Source organism: Actinoplanes sp. NPDC049681 (assembly GCF_044465265.1).
Classification (GTDB): Bacteria; Actinomycetota; Actinomycetes; order Mycobacteriales; family Micromonosporaceae; genus Actinoplanes.
This window is the reverse complement of the sequence record NZ_JBITLP010000010.1, coordinates 221,810-243,248: the sequence shown is the minus strand read 5'-3', so window position 1 is coordinate 243,248 and position 21,439 is coordinate 221,810. Positions and strand designations below refer to the sequence as shown.

Annotated in this window: 14 protein-coding genes and 1 pseudogene; 11 read left to right on the top strand and 4 right to left on the bottom strand. The window is 71.1% G+C overall.

Going from position 1 to position 21,439, the window contains the following annotated elements:
• Window positions 1-459: 459 nt before the first annotated feature.
• The 4 genes from ACIBO8_RS33380 to topA all read left to right on the top strand — a co-directional run bounded on the left by ACIBO8_RS33380 (window position 460) and on the right by topA (window position 7,223).
• Window positions 460-2,826, top strand: a complete 2,367-nt coding sequence (locus ACIBO8_RS33380) for a sodium-translocating pyrophosphatase (RefSeq protein WP_396119417.1) — start codon at window positions 460-462, stop codon at window positions 2,824-2,826.
• A 73-nt stretch (window positions 2,827-2,899) separates the two neighbouring features.
• On the top strand, window positions 2,900-3,430 hold the full coding sequence (locus ACIBO8_RS33375; RefSeq protein ID WP_396119416.1) for a hypothetical protein: 531 nt from the start codon (window positions 2,900-2,902) through the stop codon (window positions 3,428-3,430).
• The gene (locus ACIBO8_RS33370) at window positions 3,421-4,212 is read left to right on the top strand and encodes a hypothetical protein (RefSeq protein ID WP_396119415.1); all 792 of its coding nucleotides are present in this window, start codon (window positions 3,421-3,423) and stop codon (window positions 4,210-4,212) included. Before ACIBO8_RS33375 ends, ACIBO8_RS33370 begins: the two co-directional genes overlap by 10 nt.
• 197 nt (window positions 4,213-4,409) lie before the next feature.
• Window positions 4,410-7,223 (top strand): type I DNA topoisomerase, encoded by a 2,814-nt coding sequence (gene topA / locus ACIBO8_RS33365; RefSeq protein WP_396119414.1) that lies wholly within the window; start codon window positions 4,410-4,412, stop codon window positions 7,221-7,223.
• A 24-nt stretch (window positions 7,224-7,247) separates the two neighbouring features.
• Here topA and ACIBO8_RS33360 read toward each other — a convergent pair whose 3' ends face one another.
• Window positions 7,248-8,561, bottom strand: coding sequence for a D-arabinono-1,4-lactone oxidase (locus ACIBO8_RS33360; protein ID WP_396119413.1), 1,314 nt, complete (start codon window positions 8,559-8,561; stop codon window positions 7,248-7,250).
• 194 nt (window positions 8,562-8,755) lie between these two features.
• Here ACIBO8_RS33360 and ACIBO8_RS33355 point away from each other — a divergent pair, with 194 nt between their 5' ends.
• Window positions 8,756-9,385, top strand: coding sequence for a TetR/AcrR family transcriptional regulator (locus tag ACIBO8_RS33355; protein ID WP_396119412.1), 630 nt, complete (start codon window positions 8,756-8,758; stop codon window positions 9,383-9,385).
• Window positions 9,386-9,389: 4 nt separating this feature from the next.
• On the opposite strand, the gene ACIBO8_RS33350 is transcribed toward ACIBO8_RS33355, so the two are convergent.
• On the bottom strand, window positions 9,390-10,595 hold the full coding sequence (locus ACIBO8_RS33350; protein ID WP_396119411.1) for an amino acid deaminase/aldolase: 1,206 nt from the start codon (window positions 10,593-10,595) through the stop codon (window positions 9,390-9,392).
• A gap of 244 nt (window positions 10,596-10,839) precedes the next feature.
• On the opposite strand from ACIBO8_RS33350, the pseudogene tmk reads away from it, so the two are divergent.
• From tmk to ACIBO8_RS33325, 5 genes and pseudogenes are all read left to right on the top strand, one after another.
• Window positions 10,840-12,933 (top strand): annotated as a pseudogene (tmk, locus tag ACIBO8_RS33345) (dTMP kinase); the annotation flags it as partial.
• A gap of 409 nt (window positions 12,934-13,342) precedes the next feature.
• Entirely contained in the window at window positions 13,343-14,533 is a 1,191-nt protein-coding gene (locus ACIBO8_RS33340; RefSeq protein WP_396119410.1) for a DNA polymerase III subunit delta', read from the top strand.
• A 125-nt stretch (window positions 14,534-14,658) separates the two neighbouring features.
• On the top strand, window positions 14,659-14,985 hold the full coding sequence (locus ACIBO8_RS33335; RefSeq protein ID WP_396119409.1) for a YbaB/EbfC family nucleoid-associated protein: 327 nt from the start codon (window positions 14,659-14,661) through the stop codon (window positions 14,983-14,985).
• Window positions 14,985-15,281: a type VII secretion target gene (locus ACIBO8_RS33330; protein WP_396119408.1), complete on the top strand. Its 297-nt coding sequence runs from the start codon at window positions 14,985-14,987 to the stop codon at window positions 15,279-15,281. The genes ACIBO8_RS33335 and ACIBO8_RS33330 overlap by 1 nt, the downstream gene beginning before the upstream one ends.
• Window positions 15,281-15,898, top strand: coding sequence for a hypothetical protein (locus ACIBO8_RS33325; RefSeq protein ID WP_396119407.1), 618 nt, complete (start codon window positions 15,281-15,283; stop codon window positions 15,896-15,898). Before ACIBO8_RS33330 ends, ACIBO8_RS33325 begins: the two co-directional genes overlap by 1 nt.
• Before the next feature lie 318 nt (window positions 15,899-16,216).
• On the opposite strand, the gene ACIBO8_RS33320 is transcribed toward ACIBO8_RS33325, so the two are convergent.
• Window positions 16,217-18,103, bottom strand: a complete 1,887-nt coding sequence (locus ACIBO8_RS33320; protein WP_396119406.1) for a hypothetical protein — start codon at window positions 18,101-18,103, stop codon at window positions 16,217-16,219.
• A gap of 136 nt (window positions 18,104-18,239) precedes the next feature.
• Here ACIBO8_RS33320 and ACIBO8_RS33315 point away from each other — a divergent pair, with 136 nt between their 5' ends.
• Complete coding sequence (locus ACIBO8_RS33315) at window positions 18,240-19,076, top strand: stage 0 sporulation family protein (RefSeq protein WP_396119404.1); 837 nt, start codon at window positions 18,240-18,242, stop codon at window positions 19,074-19,076.
• Between the two features lie 629 nt (window positions 19,077-19,705).
• Here the strand turns inward: ACIBO8_RS33315 and ACIBO8_RS33310 are convergent.
• Window positions 19,706-21,409, bottom strand: a complete 1,704-nt coding sequence (locus ACIBO8_RS33310) for a metallophosphoesterase (RefSeq protein ID WP_396119584.1) — start codon at window positions 21,407-21,409, stop codon at window positions 19,706-19,708.
• Between the last annotated feature and the right edge of the window lie 30 nt (window positions 21,410-21,439).

Here is a 21,439-nt window from a genome sequence, read left to right as displayed (position 1 = left end):
GTCGCCAGCGGAGAGACCGTCGCCAGCGGAGAGACCGTCGCCAGCGGAGAGACCGTCGCCAGCGGAGAGACCGTCGCCAGCGGAGAGACCGTCGCCAGCGGAGAGACCGTCGCCTACGGGGGGAACATCTCTGCCACGGCGTGGCGTGGAACGGCCAGCCCCACCGAGGGGACAAAATGGGCACTGTCGCGTGCGCGCTGGGAAAGCCGCAGGTCGGGACCGTAGCCTAAGGGTTGATGCGCATCAATGCCAACCGCTAACACAGCGGTAAACATCACCACGACACGGCCGGAGCCAGGTGTGACCACTGCCACGTCCGGCCGCTACAGTACGCCGGTAATCAGCTACTGCTCCCTGGTCTCGTGTCCGCGAGATCCGGTTTGTCGTCTCCCCTAGCGGGGATGCGCCCGGCAGTCTCGTCCGCTACCGGGTGCGGTCGGTGTGTACAGGAGGACATTGATGTCCGGGACTTCCATATCCCTTGCCGCGGAGAGCGGCGAGACATCCCTGAGCGGTCAGAACGTCACGTTCGTGATCGTCGCGGTCGTGTTCGCGCTGGTGGCACTCGCTTTCGCCGCCATGTTCGTGCAGTCGGTGCTGAAGGCCGGTCGGGGCACCACCAACATGCAGGAGATCGCCGGCGCCGTGCAGGAGGGCGCGTCGGCCTACCTGTTCCGGCAGTTCAAGACCCTGGCGATCTTCGTCGTGATCGCGGTCGTGCTGCTGTTCCTGCTGCCCGTGCACGGCTCCGGCGACAACGAGACCACCGTGAAGATCGGCCGGTCGCTGTTCTTCATCGTGGGTGCCGTCTTCAGTTCCTTCATCGGCGGCGCCGGCATGGCGCTGGCGACGCGGGCCAACCTGCGGGTGGCCGCGGCGGCCGGCGAGACCGGCGGCCGCGAGAAGGCGATGGGCATCGCGTTCCGCACCGGTGGCGTCGTCGGCTTCCTCACCGTCGGGCTCGGCCTCTTCGGCGCCGCGCTGGTGGTGTGGATCTACCGCGGTGACGCCCCGACCGTGCTCGAGGGCTTCGGTTTCGGTGCGGCGCTGCTCGCCATGTTCATGCGGGTCGGCGGCGGTATCTTCACCAAGGCCGCCGACGTCGGTGCCGACCTGGTCGGCAAGGTCGAGCAGGGCATCCCCGAGGACGACCCGCGCAACGCCGCGACGATCGCCGACAACGTGGGCGACAACGTCGGCGACTGTGCCGGCATGGCGGCCGACCTGTTCGAGTCGTACGCGGTCACGCTGGTCGCGGCGCTGATCCTGGGTCAGGCGGCGTTCGGGCAGGACGGCCTGATCTTCCCGCTGATCGTCTCCACGATCGGTGTGGTCATCGCCATCGTCGGCGTCTTCATCACCCGGCTGCGCGCCTCGGACCGTAACGGCCTGACCGCCATCAACCGGGCGTTCTACATCTCCGCCGTGCTGTCGGCGATCATCGTGGCGATCGTCAGCTTCATGTACCTGCCGAAGACCTTCGCCGGGTTCGAGGATGCCACGCTGGACGCCGGCGTTCTCGCCAGCGGCCGCAACCCGCAGTTCGTCGCGATCGGCGCGGTCGTCATCGGCATCGTGCTGGCCGCCGCGATCCAGGCGCTCACCGGCTACTTCACCGAGGTGGAGCGCCGTCCGGTGCAGGACATCGGCAAGTCGTCGCAGACCGGCCCGGCCACGGTCGTGCTCGCCGGTATCAGCGTCGGGCTCGAGTCGGCGGTCTACTCGGCGCTGCTCATCGGCGCCGGCGTGTACGGTGCGTTCCTGCTCGGCGGCTCGTCCATCACCCTGTCGCTCTTCGCGGTTGCGCTCGCCGGCACCGGCCTGCTGACCACGGTGGGTGTCATCGTCGCGATGGACACCTTCGGCCCGATCTCGGACAACGCGCAGGGCATCGCCGAGATGTCCGGCGACGTCGACGAGCGCGGCGCGCAGATCCTCACCGAGCTCGACGCGGTCGGCAACACCACGAAGGCGATCACCAAGGGCATCGCGATCGCGACGGCCGTGCTCGCCGCGACCGCGCTGTTCGGGTCGTACACGAACACGCTGTCGTCCTCGCTCGCCGACGCGGGTGTCTCCCCGGACCGGATCGGCTCCGAGATCCTCGGCCTGCTGAACATCTCCAACCCGCGCAACCTGGTCGGCCTGCTGATCGGCGCCGCGGTGGTCTTCCTCTTCTCCGGCCTGGCGATCAACGCCGTCTCCCGCTCGGCGGGCGCGGTCGTGATGGAGGTACGCCGCCAGTTCCGCGACTTCCCCGGCATCATGGACCGCACCCAGCGGCCCGAGTACGGCCGGGTGGTCGACATCTGCACCCGTGACGCCCAGCGGGAGCTGCTCACCCCGGGTCTGCTGGCGATCATGGCGCCCATCGCGGTCGGTTTCGGCCTGGGCGCCGGCGCGCTGGCGTCGTACCTGGCCGGTGCGATCGGCGCGGGCACGCTCATGGCGGTCTTCCTGGCCAACTCCGGTGGTGCCTGGGACAACGCCAAGAAGCTGGTGGAGGACGGCGCGTTCGGCGGCAAGGGGTCCGACGCGCACGCCGCGACGGTCATCGGCGACACGGTCGGCGACCCGTTCAAGGACACCGCCGGCCCGGCCATCAACCCGCTGCTCAAGGTGATGAACCTGGTCTCGCTGCTGATCGCCCCGGCGGTCGTGGCGTGGAGCGTCGGCACCGACCAGAACACCCCGTTGCGGGTCGGCGTCGCCGTGGTGGCGGCGCTGATCATCGTGGCCGCGGTGGTCTGGAGCAAGCGCAAGCCGATCTCCATGGGCGAAGAGGCTCCGGCCCCGGAGAACAAGGCGGCGCGCGTCAGCGCCTGAGCTACAGAAGGGAGGAGGGCACTCGGCGCTCGCCGGGTGCCCTCCGCCGTTCGTTGGCCGTACGCTGCAACCCATGCGCACGGCCCGCACCATCCCCCTACTCATCGTCTGCTCGCTCGTCGTGACGCTCGGTGCCTGTTCGAGCGGCCCGGCACCCCGCGCCTGGGCCGCCTCCGTCTGCAAGGCGCTGGCGCCGTGGCGTACGGAGATCGGCATGCTCACCACGCGCACCCAGCAGCAGATGACCGCCGCGACGACCCCCGCCCAGGCGAAGGAGAACCTGATGCGGCTCTTCGGCGGCGCGGAGTCGGCGAGCGAGAAGGCGCGGGCCGGGGTGCAGCACGCCGGCGTGCCGGACGTCGACCAAGGTAAGAAGGTGGCGGAGAGCTTCACCGCCTCGCTCAGCGCCATGCGCGACGCGTACGGCCGGGCGAGGTCGGGCATCGAGGCGCTGGCCACCAGCCCGTCGAAGGACTTCTACGCCAAGGTCGGCACCGTGGTCCAGACCCTCAACGTCGAGTACGAGGCGAGCGAGCTCGACACCAGCAATCTGGCGTCGGTCGAGCTCAAGCAGGCCTTCGACGAAGTTCCGGAGTGCCGCTGACCATGGCCGAGCCCGGCTGGCCGCTGATTCCGCGCGAGGTGCTGCCCGCGCCGGTCCGGCCCGCCCCCGCGCGGCAGCGGCGCACGGCCGCGCCTGCCCCGGCGGGCCGCCAGCTCTCCGTCTTCGGGGTGGAGGCCGTCGACCCCTCGCTCACCGATCTCGCCGGTCTGCTGGCGGGCCCGGGGCGGCTCGGCCGGATGGGAGGTACGGCCAGAGTCACCGTACGGGTGGACGCGGCCTGGCGGGTGCACGTCCTGGCGGAGGAGCTGGTCAGCCGCGGCCTGGTGGTCAACTGGCACCCGATCTCCGAGAAGACCCGGGACGAGCCGGTGGTCGAGCTGACCTCGGTGCCGGTCGACCAGGAGGGTGACGAGATCGCCCCGGCCGCCCGGGAGCCCGAACCGGAGCGCGACGGGGACGACGCGGAGCAGACGGTGGCGTTCGAGGTCAGAACGGCGTACAGCAGCCGCCTGAACGGCCTCGCCCGCGCCTGGCCCCCGCCGGCCGGGCGACTCTTCCTCAACGGCCCGAGGCTGCGCCTGTGGGTTGCTGCCGCCGGTGCGCCGGTGTCCCAGGGTTACGCCTTGGGTCTGGATCCCGACGGGACTCTTGACACGTCGGTGGATGCCGCATTGACAAGGGTCGGTCTCGCGGGCACGATCCAGACCGGTCCGGCGTACGTGATCGCAGGTCGGAGGCGTCTCGCCCGGCTCGCCGAGCTCATCGGCGAAAGACCGGCCGCGGCCCCCGCGCGGCTGTGGCCGGGCAGCGCCGCTGCGTGATCTTCCGGGATTGTGTGCGACACGACGCCATGTTCCCGGTGTACGGTGGCGCCGTCGGACGCGTGCGGTGGCCGGGCCGTTACCATCCGACATCTGTGTGCCCGGGGAATGGGAGCTCGTCCGGCGCGTTACGTTGAACGTCCGCGTGTCCGCCGTCCGCGACGGGCCGCCGAGTGAGTGTGAAGTTTGGGAGTGCCGTGCCGAGCAACGCCAGGACGACCCGTCTGGTCATCGTCGAGTCCCCGTCGAAGGCCAAGACGATCGCCGGCTACCTGGGGCCCGACTATTTCGTCGAGGCCTCCTTCGGGCATGTCCGCGACCTGCCGAAGAACGCCGACGAGGTGCCCGAGAAGTACAAGGGTGAGTCGTGGGCGCGGCTCGGGGTCGACGTCGACAACGGCTTCCATCCGCTCTACGTGGTCTCCGCCGACCGGAAGCAGCAGATCGCCAAGCTGAAGCAGCTGGCGAAGGAGGTCGACGAGATCTTCCTCGCCACCGATGAGGACCGCGAGGGCGAGGCCATCGCCTGGCACCTGGTCGAGACGATCAAGCCCAAGGTCCCGGTCCGGCGGATGGTCTTCCACGAGATCACCCGGCCGGCGATCCAGGCCGCGGTCGCCAACCCGCGCGAGATCGACAAGGACCTGGTCGACGCCCAGGAGGCGCGCCGCATCCTGGACCGGCTGTACGGCTACGAGGTCAGCCCGGTGCTCTGGAAGAAGGTCATGCCGAAGCTCTCGGCGGGCCGGGTCCAGTCCGTGGCCACCCGGATCGTGGTCGAGCGCGAGCGCCAGCGGATGGCCTTCCGCTCGGCCGAGTACTGGGACATCAACGCCCAGCTCGCCGTGCAGGGCAAGGTCGAGGGGCCGCGCAACTTCTCCGCGACGCTGATCGCCCTCAACGGCGACCGCATCGCCACCGGTAAGGACTTCGAGCCCACCACCGGCCGGATCAGGCCGGGTGCCGCGGTAGTGCACCTCGACGGCGACGGTGCCCGTGGGCTCGCCGCCCGGCTCGAGGACCGCCCGTTCCAGGTCACCCGGGTCGAGGAGAAGCCGTACCGGCGCCGGCCGTACGCGCCGTTCATCACCTCCACGCTGCAGCAGGAGGCCGCTCGCAAGCTGCGCATGTCGTCGCAGCAGACCATGCGCACCGCCCAGCGGCTGTACGAGAACGGCTACATCACGTATATGCGTACCGACTCGGTGAACCTGTCGGAGACGGCCATCGCGGCCGCCCGCCGGCAGATCGCCGAGCTCTACGGCGAGCGCAGCGTCCCGCCGGAGCCCCGCCGCTACACCGGCAAGGTCAAGAACGCCCAGGAGGCGCACGAGGCCATCCGGCCCGCCGGCGACACCTTCCGTGCCCCGGGCGAGCTGGCGAACGAGCTCTCCGGCGACGAGTTCCGGCTCTACGAGCTCATCTGGCGGCGTACCGTCGCCTCCCAGATGACCGACGCGATCGGCAACTCGATCTCCGTGCGCATCCGGGCGGTCTCCACCGCCCAGGAGGAGGCGGACTTCGCGGCGACGGGTAAGACGATCACGGACCCGGGCTTCCTGCGCGCCTATGTCGAGTCGTCCGACGACGAGAACGCCGAGGCCGAGGACGCGGAGCGCCGGCTGCCCAACCTGGTCAAGGACCAGCCGCTGACGGCCGAGGAGCTGGCCGCCGTCGGCCACCACACCAGCCCGCCGGCCCGCTACACCGAGGCGTCGCTGGTCAAGGCCCTGGAAGAGCTGGGTATCGGTCGTCCGTCGACGTACGCGTCGATCATGCAGACCATCCAGGACCGCGGGTACGTGGAGAAGCGCGGCCAGGCGCTGATCCCGACCTTCATCGCGTTCGCGGTGATCGGGCTGATGGAGAAGCACTATCCGCGCCTGGTCGACTACAACTTCACCGCGGCGATGGAGAACGACCTCGACGGCATCGCCGGCGGTGAGAACGCCTCGCTCGACTTCCTCAGCGCGTTCTACTTCGGCAGCCAGACCGCCGACGCCGACGACTCGATCGCCAAGGCGGGCGGCCTGCGCAAGCTGGTCACCGACAACCTCAGCGCCATCGATGCCCGCTCGATCAACTCGATCCCGCTCTTCGAGGACGAGGAGGGGCGCAGCATCGTCGTGCGGGTCGGCCGGTACGGCCCGTACCTGCAGCGTCAGCTCCCGGAGGCCACCGAGGAGTCGCCGAACGACCGCGTCTCCATCCCGGACGGCGTGGCGCCCGACGAGCTGACCCCGGACAAGGTCCGGGAGCTGTTCCTCGGCGGCGGCGGGGAGAAGAGCCTCGGTGACGACCCGGCGACGGGCGGGCAGGTCCTGCTCAAGTCCGGCCGCTTCGGCCCGTACGTGGAGAGCGGGGAGCGCCGTTCGTCGCTGTTCCGCACCCAGTCGCCGGAGACGCTCACCCTCGATCAGGCGCTGCAGCTGCTGAGCCTGCCGCGGGTGGTCGGCAAGGACGCCGAGGGCGCGGAGATCGTCGCCAAGAACGGCAAGTTCGGCCCGTACGTGCAGCGCGGAACCGACTCGCGGTCGCTGCAGAGCGAGGACCAGCTCTTCACGGTCACCCTCGACGAGGCGCTGGCGCTGCTGGCCGCCCCGAAGACCCGTCAGCGCGGGGCCGCCAAGCCGCCGCTGCGCGAGATGGGCCCGGACCCGGTCACCCAGAAGCCGATGGTGATCAAGGAGGGGCGGTTCGGCCCGTACGTCACGGACGGCGAGTTCAACGCCTCACTGCGGCGCGGGCAGACGCCCGAGGAGCTCACCGTCGAGCAGGCGTCCGAGATGCTCGCCGAGAAGCGCGCCAAGGGACCGGCACCGAAGAAGAAGGTCGCCAAGAAGGCGGTCGCCAAGAAGGCGGCGGACGGCGCCGAGCCCGCGAAGAAGGCCGCCAAGAAGGCTCCGGCCAAGAAGGCGGCACCGCGCAAGGCGACGAACGCGGCACCGGCGGCGAAGAAGGCAGCGCCGAAGAAGGCCGCACCGGCGAAGGCGACGGCCAGCGCGGAGTGACCCTGTGGACGGGCCTGTGGACAACTAGCGTCCCAGGACCCGTTCCAGGTAGGGGTTGGCGAAGACCCGCTGCGGGTCCAGCTGCTCCCGCACGGCCAGGAAGTCGTCGAATTTCGGGTACGCCCGCCGCAGCGACTCCGCGTCCCGGTAGTGCAGCTTCCCCCAGTGCGGACGGCCACCCAGCGGCTCGCACAACGCCTCGACCGCCCGGAAGTACGGCTCGTACGGCGTCCCCGCGAACTGGTGCACCGCCACGTACGCCGACTCGCGGCCGTACCCGTGGGAGAGCCAGACGTCGTCCGGCCCGGTGAAGCGGACCTCGACGGGGAACTGCACCTTGAACGGCAACCCTTCGATGATCTTCGGCAGCGCCGCCATCACCTCGGGTACGCATTCGCGCGGGATCTCGTACTCCATCTCCAGGAAACGCACGCGCCGCGACGTACAGAAAACCCGGTCGGACCGGTCCGTGTAGGCCCGGGCCGTCAGGCCGCGAGCCGCGACCGCGCTGATCACCGGGACCGTCGCCGGGATGCGCCGACCCAGCCGGCACAGGCCCTCGAACAGGGTGTTGGGCAGAAAGTCGTCGTCCATCCAGCCGCGGAATCGGGACAGGGGCCGATCCGCGACCGGCACCCGGTTGTTGAGCTTGACCTGCGCCCGGTCGGTGTACGGATACCAGAAGAACTCCAGGTGCTCGTTGCCGGCGACCCGCTCGTCCAGGCCGGACAGCACCTCGGCCAGCGGCAGCGGCCGCTCCTCGGCGAGCAGCACGAAAGCCGGCACACACCGCAGGGTGACTTCGGTGAGGATGCCGAGGGCGCCGAGTCCGACGCGCACGGCCGGGAACAATTCCGACGAAGAGTCGACGTGGAGCACCTCACCGGAGCCGGTGACCAGGGTCACCGCCACCACGGACGAGGCCACGGTCGAGTGGTCGCGAGCGCTGCCGTGGGTACCGGTGGAGATGGCGCCGGCCACCGTCTGCCGGTCGATGTCACCCAGACTGGGCAGGGCCAGGCCGTGCTCGGCGAGCACCGCATTCAGTTTGTACAGCGGCATGCCGGCCTGCACGGTGACCAACTCGCCGTCCACCGCCACCAGGTCGGTGAGCCGGTGCAGCAGCATCCGGCGGTCGTCGGCGGCGGCGATGCCGGTGAACGAATGGCCGCTGCCGACCGCCTTCACGCGATGCCCGGCGGCCGCCGCCTCCTTGACCCGGGCGGCCACCTCGTCGACAGTTCGAGGGGTGAGGACGTCAGCGGCGACGGCCTGCTGATTGCCGCCCCAGTTGCGCCATCGACGGGACGTGACGGGCGCCGAATTGTCATTGGTCATAACGGTCCTGTCCTCCCGACGAGCGGACAGTCGCACAAAACCGCGGATACCGCGTTCCCCCCGCGTCCCGTCGATGCGTCTCGCTCGTTGATCCGAGTAACGTTCCTTTTTGAGGGTTGTTTACGACCTGCGATGCGGCCTTCGCCGCCGTCGCGAGCAATTCTCACTTCACTGCTGAGAGGGAGTGGCGACGCGTGTCGACACCAACCGTCACCACCGGGCCGCTGCGGCGGGTTCCGGTGCAGGGCAGAAGCGTTGCCCGGGTCCAGCGCATGCTCGACGCCTGCGCGGAGCTGGTGGACGAGGTCGGGTACGAGGGCCTGACCACCACCCTGCTTGCCGAGCGTGCCGAGGTCGCGATCGGCTCGGTCTACCAGTTCTTCCCGGACAAGCGCGCCATCGTCCAGGCGCTGGCCATGCGCAACATGGACGCTTACCTGCAGAGTCTCTCCGCGCGCTTCGCCAACGAGACGTTCGCCCACTGGTGGGACGGCGTCGATGCGGCCATAGACGCGTACATCCACATGCACCGCAGCGTGGCGGGCTTCCGCACGCTGCACTTCGGTGACGTGGTGGATCTGCACCTGCTCGACGCCGAGCGGGACAACAACGCGGTCATCGCGGACCGGCTGGCCGAGCTGCTCGTCGACCAGTTCCAGCTGATGGACCGGGTGCGGCTGCGCTTCGCGCTGCTGATCGCGGTCGAGGCGGCGGACGCGCTGATCAAGCTCGCGTTCCGGCGCGACCTGACCGGCGACGAGGCCGTGCTCATCGAGGCGAAGGCCCTGATCCGCGAGTACCTGCACCGCCACGTGCCGGCCTAGGGGATCAACCGAGGAACGCATACCCCTCACCCCGGTACGTCGGGGCCGGCGCCGCCGTGTCGCCGTCGACGAGGTGCACCTCGTTGACGTGCTCGCACAGCTCGCCGGCCTTGGCGTGACGAAACCACACCCGGTCCCCGGGACGTAGACCGTCGGCCGCCGCCCCGATCAGCGGGGTCTGCACCTCGCCGGCCCCCTCGTCCGCGCGCAGGCGCAGGCCGGCCGGCATCCACGGCATCGGCAGCCGGGCGTGCTCCGGCGGCCCGGAGGCGATCCAGCCACCGCCGAGCACCGTCGCGATCCGCGGTGCCGGTCGCCGGACCACCGACAGCGCGAAGAACGCCGCCGGGGTCGGTTGCCAGGACCGGTACGCGTCGAACAGCGTGGGTCCGTACAGCCCGGAACCCGCCGTGACCTCGGTGACGGACGGGTCGGCGGCGGTCGCTGCCACGCTGCCGGTGCCGCCGCCGTTCACGTACTCCAGCTCGGCGTGCTCGCGGATCGCCCGTACGGCGGCGGTCCGGCGCTCGATGAGCTCCCGGAGCGAGCGGCGTTGCATGAGGCGGATGGCCCGTCCGCGCAACTGGCGCCGGGGCGGTGCGTCGCCCAGTCCGGCAATGTGCGCCTCGTACGCCATCATCGCGACCAACCGGAAACCCGGGCGCGCCACCAGGCGCCGGGCGAGCGCCCCGGCCTGCGCGGCGGAATGCACCGGCGAGCGGCGCACCCCGATGTGCAGCGGGCCGGCGGGGCGCCACGCCGCGTCCAGCTCCAGGCAGATCCGTACCTCGGGGCGGCGGCCCGGGGCCGTCACCGCGTCGACGAGATCGAGGTGGGACGTGCTGTCCACCATGATGGTGATGGCGGCGGCCAGCCGGGGGTCGGCGGTGAGCTCGGCGATCGCGCCGCGGTCCACCGTCGGATACGCGACCAGCACGTCGTCGCTCGTGCCCGTGCGGACGAGCCAGATCGCCTCGGGCAGCGTGTACGCCATGACGCCGGACCAGCCGGGACGGGACAGTACGCGCTCGAGCAGCGCGCGTACCCGGACGGACTTGCTCGCCACCCGGATCGGCTTGCCCGCCGAACGGGCGGTGAGTGCCGCGGCGTTCGCGTCGAAGGCGGCAAGGTCGATCACGGCGAGCGGCGTCTCCAGGTCCGCGGTGGCGCGGTCGAGACGTTTCTGCAGGGCGCTGCGTTCGGCCGTCACGAGGAGCAACTTAACCGCTCATCGAAGAATGCGAAACACTCTCATTTATGCGCCACCCCTACGAGCGCACCCACGACGAACCACGTGCGCCCGTTAGAGTGCTTCGGGCAGTGACGACCGGGAGGTAAGGGCCATCGACACCGAAACGAGCACGGCACGCAAGGACGCCGCCCCGGTGGACCTGTCCGGGGCCGCGGCGCTGCGTGCCGTCCTGCGGATCCGCCCGTTCCGGCGGCTCTGGCTCGTGCTCAGCGTGGCGTCGTTCGGCGACTGGATCGGCATCCTCGCCACCGCGCTGTTCGCCTCCCAGCAGGTCAGCGGCAGCGTCGCGCAGGGCAGCGCGTTCAGCAGCACGATCGCGATCCGGCTGCTCCCGGCCCTGGTCCTGGGCCCGATCGCGGGCGTCATGGCCGACCGGTTCGACCGGCGCTACACCATGGTCATCTGCGACATCCTGCGCTTCTTCGTGTACGGGTCGATCCCCGTCGTCGCGCTCATCAGCGACTCGGGCGCGTTCACGGTGACCTGGACGGTGATCGCCACCTTCATCGGCGAGACGATCACCCTGATGTGGATCCCGGCCAAGGAGGCCGCGGTCCCCAACCTCATCCCCAAGGGCCGGCTCGAGGCGTCCAACCAGCTCAGCCTGATCACCACGTACGGCGTCACCCCGATCCTCGCCGCGCTGGTCCTCGCCGCCCTCGACGGTGTCGTCCGCGGCCCGATCGGTGGCCTGCCCACCTGGGCGTCACCGGTGCAGATCGCCCTCTACATCAACGCGCTGTCCCGGGCAGCCACGGCCGCGGTGGTGTTCTTCGGCATCAAGGAGATCAGCGCCGGCCGGCGTGAGCGCCAGCAGAAGAACGCCGAGCAGAGCATGTTCCGGCAGTTCGTCGAGGGCTGGAAATACATCGGCAGCACCCCGTTCGTACGCGGCCTGGTGCTGGGCATCTTCGGCGCGTTCGCCGGCGCCGGCATCGTCGTCGGCACGGCCCGGTTCTTCACCGCCTCCCTCGGCGCCGGCGACGCGGCGTTCTACCTGCTCTTCGCCACCCTGTTCATCGGGCTCGCCGTAGGCATCGGCCTGGGCCCGGCGATCGTCAAGGAGCTGTCCCGCCGCCGCTGGTTCGGCGTCAGCCTGGTGCTCGCGTCCGGCGCGGTCGCCTTCCTCTCGGTCGCGTTCCACCTGTCCATGGCCCTGTTCGGCGCGCTCTTCGTCGGAGCGGGGGCGGGCATGGCCTTCCTCGCCGGCGTCACGCTGCTCGGCGGCCAGGTCGGCGACGAGGTCCGCGGCCGGGTCTTCGCCGTTGTCCAGATCGGCGCCCGGCTCGTCCTCCTGCTCGCCATCTCGCTGGCCGGCGTCCTGGTCGGCCTCGGCAGCTCCCGTACGGTCCGGATGGGCAGCCTCTCCGTCGACATCTCGTCGACCCGCGTCCTGCTGCTGGTCGCCGGCGTCATCGGCGTCTGGACGGGCATCAGCGCCTTCCGCCAGATGGACGACAAGCGCGGCGTTCCCGTCCTGGCCGACCTGTGGGGCGCGATCCGAGGTCGCCCGCTGTCGCCGGCCGAGCCCTTCGCCCGTACCGGAATCTTCGTGGTCTTCGAAGGCGGCGAGGGCGCGGGCAAATCCACCCAGGTCACCCGCCTGTCCGAGGCCCTCGCCGCGGCCGGCCACGACGTGGTCGTCACACGCGAACCGGGTGCGACGGACGTGGGAGCACGCATCCGCAGCCTGGTGCTGGCCCACGGCGACGGCGGCGACTCGCCGTCCCCCCGGGCGGAAGCCCTGCTCTACGCCGCCGACCGCGCGCACCACGTCGCCACCGTCGTCCGCCCGGCCCTCGAGCGGGGCGCGGTGGTGGTCAGCGATCGGTACGTCGACTCGTCGCTGGCGTACCAGGGCGCCGGCCGTACCCTCCCGGTCCAGGAAATCTCCTGGCTGTCGTCGTGGGCGACCGGCGGGCTGAAGCCCGACCTGGTCGTGCTCCTCGACGTCGACCCCGCGGTCGGCCTCGGCCGGGTCGACAGCCGCGGCCTGGGCGCGGACCGCCTGGAGAGCGAATCCCGCTCCTTCCACGAACGCGTCCGGTACGCCTTCCTCGACCTCGCCTCCGCCGACCCGAAGCGCTATCTGGTGCTGGACGCCGCGAGGCCGGCCGACGAGATCGCCGCGGTGGTGGCCGCCCGGGTGAACGGGCTGCTCACCGCGGGGGACGACGGGCATCCGGATCCGGCGTCGACGGATCTGCCGCCGGGCCCTGACCTGACGGCGTCCGACCTGGCGCCGACGATGGTGGTGCCGAGCGGGGCCGACCCGGAGAAGACGCAGGTGATGCGCGCGGCGACGGCGCCGGGGCCGGGGCCGGACGAGACGGTGGTGGTCCGCTCCGCCGGTGGCCCGGACGAGACGGCGGTGATCCTGCCGGCCGGGACGCCCTCCTCCGGCGACGCCAAGGCCGCCTCTGCCGATGCCACGGCTCCCTCTCTCGACGCCGCGCCTTCTTCTGCCGACGCCACGCAGGTCGTGCCCCCTTCGTCTCCCGACGCCACTCAGGTTCTGCCGCCCTCGTCCCCGTCTTCGTCGCTCTCCTCCGCCTCTTCCTCGTCGTCTTCCTCGTCGTCGGCGGAGGAGACGCAGGTCGTGCCCATCGAGGTTCTGGAAGAGATGACGGGTAACCGTGCCGAGGCCGCCGGAGACAACGACGACCAGGTGGGCGAGCGCCGATGAGCGAGCGAGAATCGACGCCATGACTGTGTTCGCCGACCTGGTCGGGCAGGACGAGGCCGTCGAGACCCTGAGCCGCGCCGCCGCGGCCGCCGCCCGGATCGTGGCGGGGGAGACCGGTGCCCAGGGCGCCATGACCCACGCCTGGATCTTCACCGGCCCGCCCGGTTCCGGCCGCTCCGTCGCCGCCCGCGCCTTCGCGGCCGCCCTGCAGTGCGAACGCGACGGCATCGGCTGCGGCGAGTGCCACGGCTGCCACACCGCACTCGGCGGCACCCACGCGGACATCAGGTTCGTGGTCCCCGAGGGCCTGTCGATCGGCGTCAACGAGATGCGCGCGCTCGTGCTGCGCGCCGGCAGCGCCCCGTCCGGCGGGCGCTGGCAGGCGGTGGTGATCGAGGACGCCGACCGGCTCACCGAAGCGGCCGGGAACGCGCTGCTCAAGGCCATCGAGGAGCCGCCGCCCAGGACGGTGTTCCTGCTCTGCACCCCCTCCACCCACCCGGACGACATCTCGGTGACGATCCGGTCGCGCTGTCGGGTCGTACCGTTGCGGCAGCCGTCGGCCGAGGCCGTCGCGGAAGTCCTCGTACGCCGCGACGGCATCACCCCCGACGTCGCCTCCTGGGCAGCATCGGCGGCGCAGGGCCATGTGGGCCGTGCCAAGCGCCTCGCCCGGGACTCCGACGCCCGCAACCGCCGCGAAGCGGTCCTCACCGTCCCGCGTCGCCTGACCGGCGTGGGGGCCTGCTTCGACGCGGCGTCGTCCCTCATCGAGGCTGCGGAGGCCGAGGCGGCCGCAACGTTCGCCGAAACCGACAGCGCCGAACGCGCCGCCCTCGAACAAGCCCTAGGAGCCGGGGGTACGGGCAAAGGCGCGACAACCGCCATGCGCGGCGCCGCCGGCCAGATCAAGGAGCTGGAGAAGCGGCAGAAATCCCGCCTCACCCGCTCCCAGCGCGACGCGCTCGACCGAGCCCTCGTGGACCTCGCAGGCTTCTACCGCGACGTGTTGATCACCTCCCTTCGTGCGCCCGTAGAAGTGGTCCACTCCGACACGGCAGCCCAATCGGCAGCAGCCGCGGCCAAATGGTCACCGGAAAGCACCCTTCGCCGCCTCGAAGCGGTCCTCGCCTGCCGCGACGCCATCGAGCAGAACGTCAAACCGAAGATTGCGGTAGAAGCAATGATGCTCGCTCTCTGGCGCGGCTGACGGACTTTCCACAATCGCCGGTTATCCACAGGGGACGTCCACAGGGGATGCGCCGGGGTCGCTCGACCGGGTACGGTTCGGTGCCGTAACGCCATCAAAGCGGTACGCCCGGTAAGGAGCCGACGATGCCCCGCGAGATCGACGAGGCGTGGATCGACGAAGCCATCGAGCGTTACCGCCGCCTCGACGTCCTGCGGGCGGAGTTCGACAAGGCCGTAGCCTCCCACGTCGTGTCCGTCCACTCGCCGGACAATTCGGTCGAGGTCCTGGTCACGGCGGCGGGCGACATCACGGACGTCCGCATCCGAGGAAGCCTGCAACACCGGAACGCGACGGAGCTGGCCCGGGAGGTGCAAGCGGTGGTCACCAACGCGACGCAAGCAGCCCGCTGGGCCCGCGACAAACTCCACGACGAGATCTTCGGCGCCTTCAGAAGCCTGGGAGACCGCTGATGGACCAGCTCGCCACGAGCCTCGAAGCGGCAGCCGACGCGCTCACGACCGTGGACCGCTCGCTCCCGGCCCACGCCGCATCGCCCGGCGCGTTCGGCGTGGACGACGAGGGCGTACCGGGCCGCATCGGCAAGCAGCTTCACGACCACTGGCGGGCGGTGCTGACCGCCCGCTCCCGGGAAGCCGCTGAAACGGCAAGACACCTGCTCGACCTCGCTGCCGATGTACGCATGACCGCGAAGACATACGCGGAGACCGACGACGAGACCGGCCGCCGAGTGCGACGGGGCATCTGATGGATCGGCTGGGTCAGCTCCTCGACACGGCGAGCCCCCTGCTGCGCCGGGTCGACGCGCTGCTGCGCGCCGGTGGGGCGCCGCCCGGCCACGGCGTCTGGGTGCAGCTGCGCCGCGTACGGTTGCTGCCCGGCGACACGGCACGCGCGGTCGCGGCACTCCGGCCGGCTGACCTCGGCGATGCCGGCCCGGAGCTGCGAGCGGACGCCCGGGCCTGTGCGGAGGTGGCGGCTTCATTGCCCCCGCCCGGGGAGTGGTCCGGCACGGCGGCGGAGGCGTACGACCGGGCCCGGCAGCGGACAGCGGAACGCTTGAGCGGCAACGAGTCGAGCCTCGGTGGGCGGTTGGAGGCTTCGGCGGAGCTGGCGGAGGCGCTGGCCGACTGGATGCGAACCACCCGGGACGGGCTGGCCGAGGTGCTCGCCGAGATCGTGGGCTCCGCCGAAGCCATCATCCTCGCCGGGGACAAAGTGGATATTACGTCGCCCGGGGAGATGTTGGCTGCCGCGGACGTGGCGGAGAAGATCCTGGAAGCAGTCGCCGACTCGTACGACGAAGCCGTCGACCTGGTACGCAGCTCGTCGAACCTGGCCGAGCCGTTCGCCGCGATCCCCTGACCCAGCCGGACGGGCCGGCTTTTACGCGCCGCCTTCGCTCGGCGGGTTCGCCGGCTCGCGGTTGCCGAGCGGAGCTCGTCCCGGCATGACTGCGGCGCCGCACTCGGACTACCGGTTCCGAAGCGGCGCCGCAACCTCCTGCACCCCCCGCAGGTCTACTTCACACTCAACGCCCTCGCCGTACCTTTGTCGTGGGCCGCCGGCAGGAATCGGCCGCTCGCGTGCGTCGATGCTCTGCGCGGCGGTGACCCGACGGAAGGCTGCGTCCACGCGTCCGCTCGACTGCCGCCGCCCCGCGCCTGCCGCGACCAGAGGACGTCATGAGCGGGAGCGGCCCCGCAGCCCGAAGATCAGCGCAGCCGCGCCCGCGATCAGCAGCGCCACACCGCTCAGGGCGATCACGTCCACGCGCGGCCCGGTGATCGGCAACCCGCCGCCCTCGCCCGCGGACACGCCACCGGCCGGCGCGGCTCCCGCGGACACGCCACCCGCAGACTCCGGGGCTACCGCCGCCGCTTCCAACACACCCATGTCGAAGGCGAGGGCGAGGCTGTCGGCGTACCCGGGCTTGGGGCGCTTGTCCGACGGACCGCGCGTGATCGTCACCGAGAGGGCCGCCGCCCGCGCCGCGATCGCCCGGCCCCGCGAGGCCTGGCGGACGTCGCCGAGCGAGATCCGCACCCGAGTGCCCGGCTCCGTGGCCGGCGCGGCGTCCGAACCGGGCTGCGCGACCTCGGGCAGCCCGGGAACCTGGGGGAGCGGCAGCGGGTCGCCGGAGTGGAGCAGGCCGCCGACGACCGGCAGCTTGCCGAGCAGCCCGGTCGAGGCCGACTCGGTGCCGGCCCGCCCGCCCGGCTCATCGAACGTGATGTCCATGTCGTCACCGGCCGTGCTGAGCCGCTCGGTCTTGAACCCCCGTCCGGACACCTCGACCACGGCCGGGATGTAACGAACCTCACCGCCGTCCTGAATGGACATGCTGGCTCGCAGCGAGGGCGCCTTGATCACCTTGACCTTGACGGCACCGTCGAGCAGCTCGAGATCGCCACCCTGCAACCCGGCCGAGGCCACCGTCGCCGCGGCCGCGCCGCGCCGCTCCAGCTTCGTGGTGCTCTCGCTCTGGACCTTCCCGGGTACGCGCACAAGCGCCGAATCACCGATCCCGGCGTCACGCAGCCGAGCCGTAGCCCGAGTGACGTCACCGACGGTGGCGCCGCACGCCATCCCGGCCTCCCACTGAGCAAGCGTGGTCATCGACCCGGCACCGAGACTCACTGGCCCCACCTCGGCCTCGCCCGTCGACCGGCGCTCCGGCTCGGCATTGGTCGGCGGAGCCTGCTGCTGCACGGCCTCAGACAACTTCCCGGCCGGCCCGTCACCGGCGGCATCGATCATGCGCGCGACGGCGGCCGAACTCACCGATGCCTCCGCGACCATGGCCGACTTCGCCTCGCCGACATGCACCTCCTGCGTGTCGCCGGCCGCGGCGGAGCGGTCGGCGTCCTCCCCGGCGTGCAGCTGCGTGAGGCGAAGAATCTGGCTGCCGGACTGTGCGGAATAGCGTTCCGCCTGCTCGCACGGAGCGGGCGCGGCGCTCGCCGGAAGGGGTAGCAGCAGCACCCCGACAACACCCGCCGCACCCGCGGCAACCACCTTGCGCCCCCGCCGTCCGCGACCGGCCGCTGATTCGGTGGCCGCGGCAGCGGAAGGAGACTCGGCGCCTTCACATGCCGCATCGACCCCGACGGCTTCCGACCGCGGCATAATGCGCGTCGCATCGACCGCGCCGGCTTCCGACGGTCGCACGGTGTACGTCGCATCGACTGTGGCGGCTTCCGCCGGCCGGGTTGCGCGCGTCGCATCGACTGTGGCGGCTTCCGCCGGCCGGGTTGCGCGCGTCGCATCGACTGTGGCGGCTTCCCCCGGCCGGGGTGCGCGCGTCGCATCGACTGTGGCGGCTTCCCCCGGCCGCGTTGCGCCCACCGGATCGACTGCGGCGGCTTCGAAAGCGCTGGTCGCGACTTCCGACGCCCGACCCGCCCCGGCGAATGCGGATGCCCGGGCAGATCTTGCGGCCAGCATGCCCAGCCGCAACCCCCGCCCGAACATGACGATAGCGGGCACTCCGGTCATCCAGCCTCGCAGCGAGCGAGCAAGCCGGGTCGATTGCGCAAGATCATCCGGTACGGGCGCGGCGCGCGTCATGAAAGTCCTCCCCCAAGGATGCCGCGGCGAGCGGCGTCTACGGGACTGCCCAACGAGGTTCGATGCGGGGGGTTGCGCGTATCTATGTAGTTCTGTGGCGTTTCGCACGCCCGGTCCGTCGCCGTAGGGTGGGTGCATGGGCATGCTGTGCGCGGTCAGCTTCAACCGGTACGGCCGCCTCTACTACCTCGATCCGGGCGAGTTCTCGCCGCAGGTGGGCGACCGGGTGCTGGTCCCGACCGACGACGGACCCGAGGTGGCGGAGTGCGTCTGGGCGGCGCAATGGGTCAGCGAGGACACGAGCGGTTTCCCCAAGGTCGCCGGCCTCGCGGACGATGGTGACCTGCGCCGCGACGAACTCCTGAGGAAAAAGAAGGCCGAGGCGAAGGTCGCGGCCAAAAAGCTGATCAAGGCACACGAGCTTCCGATGAAGGTCGTCGCGGTCGACCACGTCCTCGAGCAGGGCGGCACCGGCGGCGCCCGCACCACGATCTACTTCACGGCCCCGCACCGGGTCGACTTCCGGTCCCTGGTCCGCGACCTGGGCGCCACCCTGCACTGCCGCGTGGAACTGCGCCAACTCTCGGCCCGCGACTCGGCCCGGGTCCAGGGCGGCATCGGCTCCTGCGGCCGAGACCTCTGCTGCGCGACATTCCTGACCGACTTCGAACCGGTCACCATCCGCATGGCCAAGGACCAGGACCTCCCCCTCAACCCCCTCCGCATCTCCGGCGCCTGCGGCCGGCTGATGTGCTGCCTCAAGTACGAACACCCGCTGTACCAGAAATTCCAGGCATCGGCGCCGGCCATAGGCAGCAGAGTCACCACCCCGGAAGGCGACGGACGCGTGGTCGGCCACAGCGTCCCGAAAGACGCGGTCGTGGTACGCATGGACGCGGACGGGTCGCGCTGCTCGTGCAGCCGGGCATCGGTCTGCGGCCCCCGCCAGGCACACGAGGAGCAGTACAACTGACGGCTCAGCCGGTGCGCCGTGATCACTCGGGCTGAGCGCCGTTGGACGCAGCTGGCGGTCTCAGGCGGCCCGGACCGCAGGAACCGACCTCGGCAGTCACCGCTCCTTTCCCTAGGGAGTTGAGCTCTGCGACGGAGTTAGGCTCCCTGCCCGCAAAACACGCCCAGATTGCATTCGCCCGTGTCGCGCCGGCCTGCCCGGAAACCCATTCCGCCCACGTCGACCCGCATCGCTCGACCCGTCGCGCCGGCCGGGCGTGCGCCCCGCGTGGGCGTGCGTCGGGTCGGCCCGCTCTCGGGCCCGCGCCGGCCCCGCGTCGTTTCGACCCCTGCCGGTCCATCTCGACCCGCGTCACACGGGCCGCCGAGCCAGTGCCCGGGGAACCGCGCCGCGCCGGCCCGCGCCGCCCCGCGCCGCGCCGGCCCGCGCCGCCCCGCGCCGCGCCGGCCCGCGCCGCCCCGCGCCGCGCCGGCCCGCGCCGCGCCGGCCCGCGCCGCGCCGGCCCGCGCCAGCCTGCATCGGCCCGCGCTGCGTCGGTCCGCGCCGCGCCAGCCTGCATCGGTCCGCGCTGCGTCGGTCCGCGCTGCGTCGGCTGTCGGCCGTAGGCGTCGGACGGGGATCGGCTTTGATCAGGCGGTTGCCACATCACCTTTCGAGGGGACTGCCCTGCCCGTAGGCCCGTTGAGCACGATGGCCGGCTCGATCAGGTGCGCCGTCAGCGGCTCGTCCGGCAGCAACCACGGGCTGTGCGGCGCACCGTCCGGATCGGCGTGCCACTTCCGGCAGACTTTGTCCACGCCGAACGGGTAGATGGTGAGGGTGCCGTCCGAGGCGATGTGCATTCTCAGGAAGCTCTTCGAGTCCTCGATGCCCTGACCTGCGAACAGCTCGTTCACGTTGACGTCGAAGAGGCTGGCGACCATCAGGTACAGCGCCAGGAGTTGGGTGGCCAGGAATGCGATCACCGGGCCGTACAGGATGGCCGCCAGGATGAGGGGAGCCGGCCAGGTCCAGTCGTGGAACGGGAGTCGGAGCCAGACCCAGGTGCCGCCCACCGCCAGGGCGATGTGGGCGAAGCCGTGCACCAGGCCGATGATCCAGTGCCGGGCGTGTTTGTTCTGGTTGGCGCTGGGCGGCTGGGCGAACAGCACCGTGCCGGCCAGGATCACCACCAGCATGAAGACCAGCGGGATGCTGAAGAGCCGCTGGAAGATGCCGCCCTGACTGGCGGCTCCCGCCATGGCCAGCATGGTGAGGGTATGGATGATGCCGAGCATGGTGGCGAAGCCGGCGTTGCGGGCCGGGACCCTGCGGAAGACACCCCAGCTCATTCGCCGAGAGTCGGCCGCGCTCGGATAACGGGAAGCGATCTGGTACTCCCGGCTGGGGCTGGCACTGCGCGTCAGTGTCTCCTTCGGCGGCACGGTGAGGCTGTCCGGCAACTGGTGGGTTCCCAACAGGTACGCCCCACCGCCACCGCATGTGATGAGCTCGCGGTCAGCGCCGGTGTAGCGGGCGTAGTGGTGCAGATCCCCGGACACCAGCACCCGCACCTGCGCCCCGGTCGGCGCCAGAATCGTCCGGATGAAGTAGTCGACCGAGTCGTATGCCTCCGGCTTGTTCGCCGCTTTCACCCACGTCGGCGACGGCGTCGCGAGAATCACCCGGTCGTCGGGGCCCAGCGCGGCGGCGGCTTTCTCGAAATACAGCAGCTGCGGGTCGTCGATATACGCGCCGAACTGCTCGTCGATGGCGAACAGCCACCAGTTCGCGGGTAGCCGCACGGCGAAGTAGGACCGGCGCTGCTGGGTGCGCCAGCCTCCGATGTGGCCGTCCTTGCGGCGGGCGAAGAGGCGCAGGAACGCGGTCAGGCCGTCGTACCAGTCGTGGTTGCCCGGCAGGGCGAAAAGCGTGGGCCGAGGACCGTCGGCCGGAGGCTCGGGGAGCGCGGCCCGGTAGGGACCCTTGGTCCGGTTCTCGTATCGGTCGCCGCTGGCGACCGGGTAGACCTGGTCGCCGCCCATGAGCAGCACCTGGCCGCGCGGCAGCATCCGGCCACCGGCCTCCAGGCCGGGCTGCGCCAACAGGTACGCCACCGAGTAGGTCGCGTTGAACCCGTCGCCGAGGTCGGCCACGTAGTCCAGCCAGAGCTCGCCGTCGGTGCCCGGCTGCTCGAAGGACTCGCCGGACAGGGCGTTCTGGAGCTCGCGCTTGTCGAGATAAGCCCCGAACAGGATCGCCAGCAGCGTCCGCAGCCCGGTGTTGAGCAGCAACAACGGCGCCAGCCACCCGACCGGCCGCTGCGGCGTGAAGCCCAGCTGCTGCGGATCCATGCTCACCGGCCGGCGCGCCCGGGAGGGCTC

Coding starts and splice junctions, on each gene's coding strand:
- ACIBO8_RS33315 (WP_396119404.1), top strand. CDS start 18,240: ATGGGCATGCTGTGCGCGGTCAGCTTCAACCGGTACGGCCGCCTCTAC.
- ACIBO8_RS33380 (WP_396119417.1), top strand. CDS start 460: ATGTCCGGGACTTCCATATCCCTTGCCGCGGAGAGCGGCGAGACATCC.
- ACIBO8_RS33335 (WP_396119409.1), top strand. CDS start 14,659: ATGCCCCGCGAGATCGACGAGGCGTGGATCGACGAAGCCATCGAGCGT.
- ACIBO8_RS33340 (WP_396119410.1), top strand. CDS start 13,343: ATGACTGTGTTCGCCGACCTGGTCGGGCAGGACGAGGCCGTCGAGACC.
- ACIBO8_RS33330 (WP_396119408.1), top strand. CDS start 14,985: ATGGACCAGCTCGCCACGAGCCTCGAAGCGGCAGCCGACGCGCTCACG.
- ACIBO8_RS33320 (WP_396119406.1), bottom strand. CDS start 18,103: ATGACGCGCGCCGCGCCCGTACCGGATGATCTTGCGCAATCGACCCGG.
- ACIBO8_RS33310 (WP_396119584.1), bottom strand. CDS start 21,409: ATGGATCCGCAGCAGCTGGGCTTCACGCCGCAGCGGCCGGTCGGGTGG.
- ACIBO8_RS33360 (WP_396119413.1), bottom strand. CDS start 8,561: ATGACCAATGACAATTCGGCGCCCGTCACGTCCCGTCGATGGCGCAAC.
- ACIBO8_RS33325 (WP_396119407.1), top strand. CDS start 15,281: ATGGATCGGCTGGGTCAGCTCCTCGACACGGCGAGCCCCCTGCTGCGC.
- ACIBO8_RS33375 (WP_396119416.1), top strand. CDS start 2,900: ATGCGCACGGCCCGCACCATCCCCCTACTCATCGTCTGCTCGCTCGTC.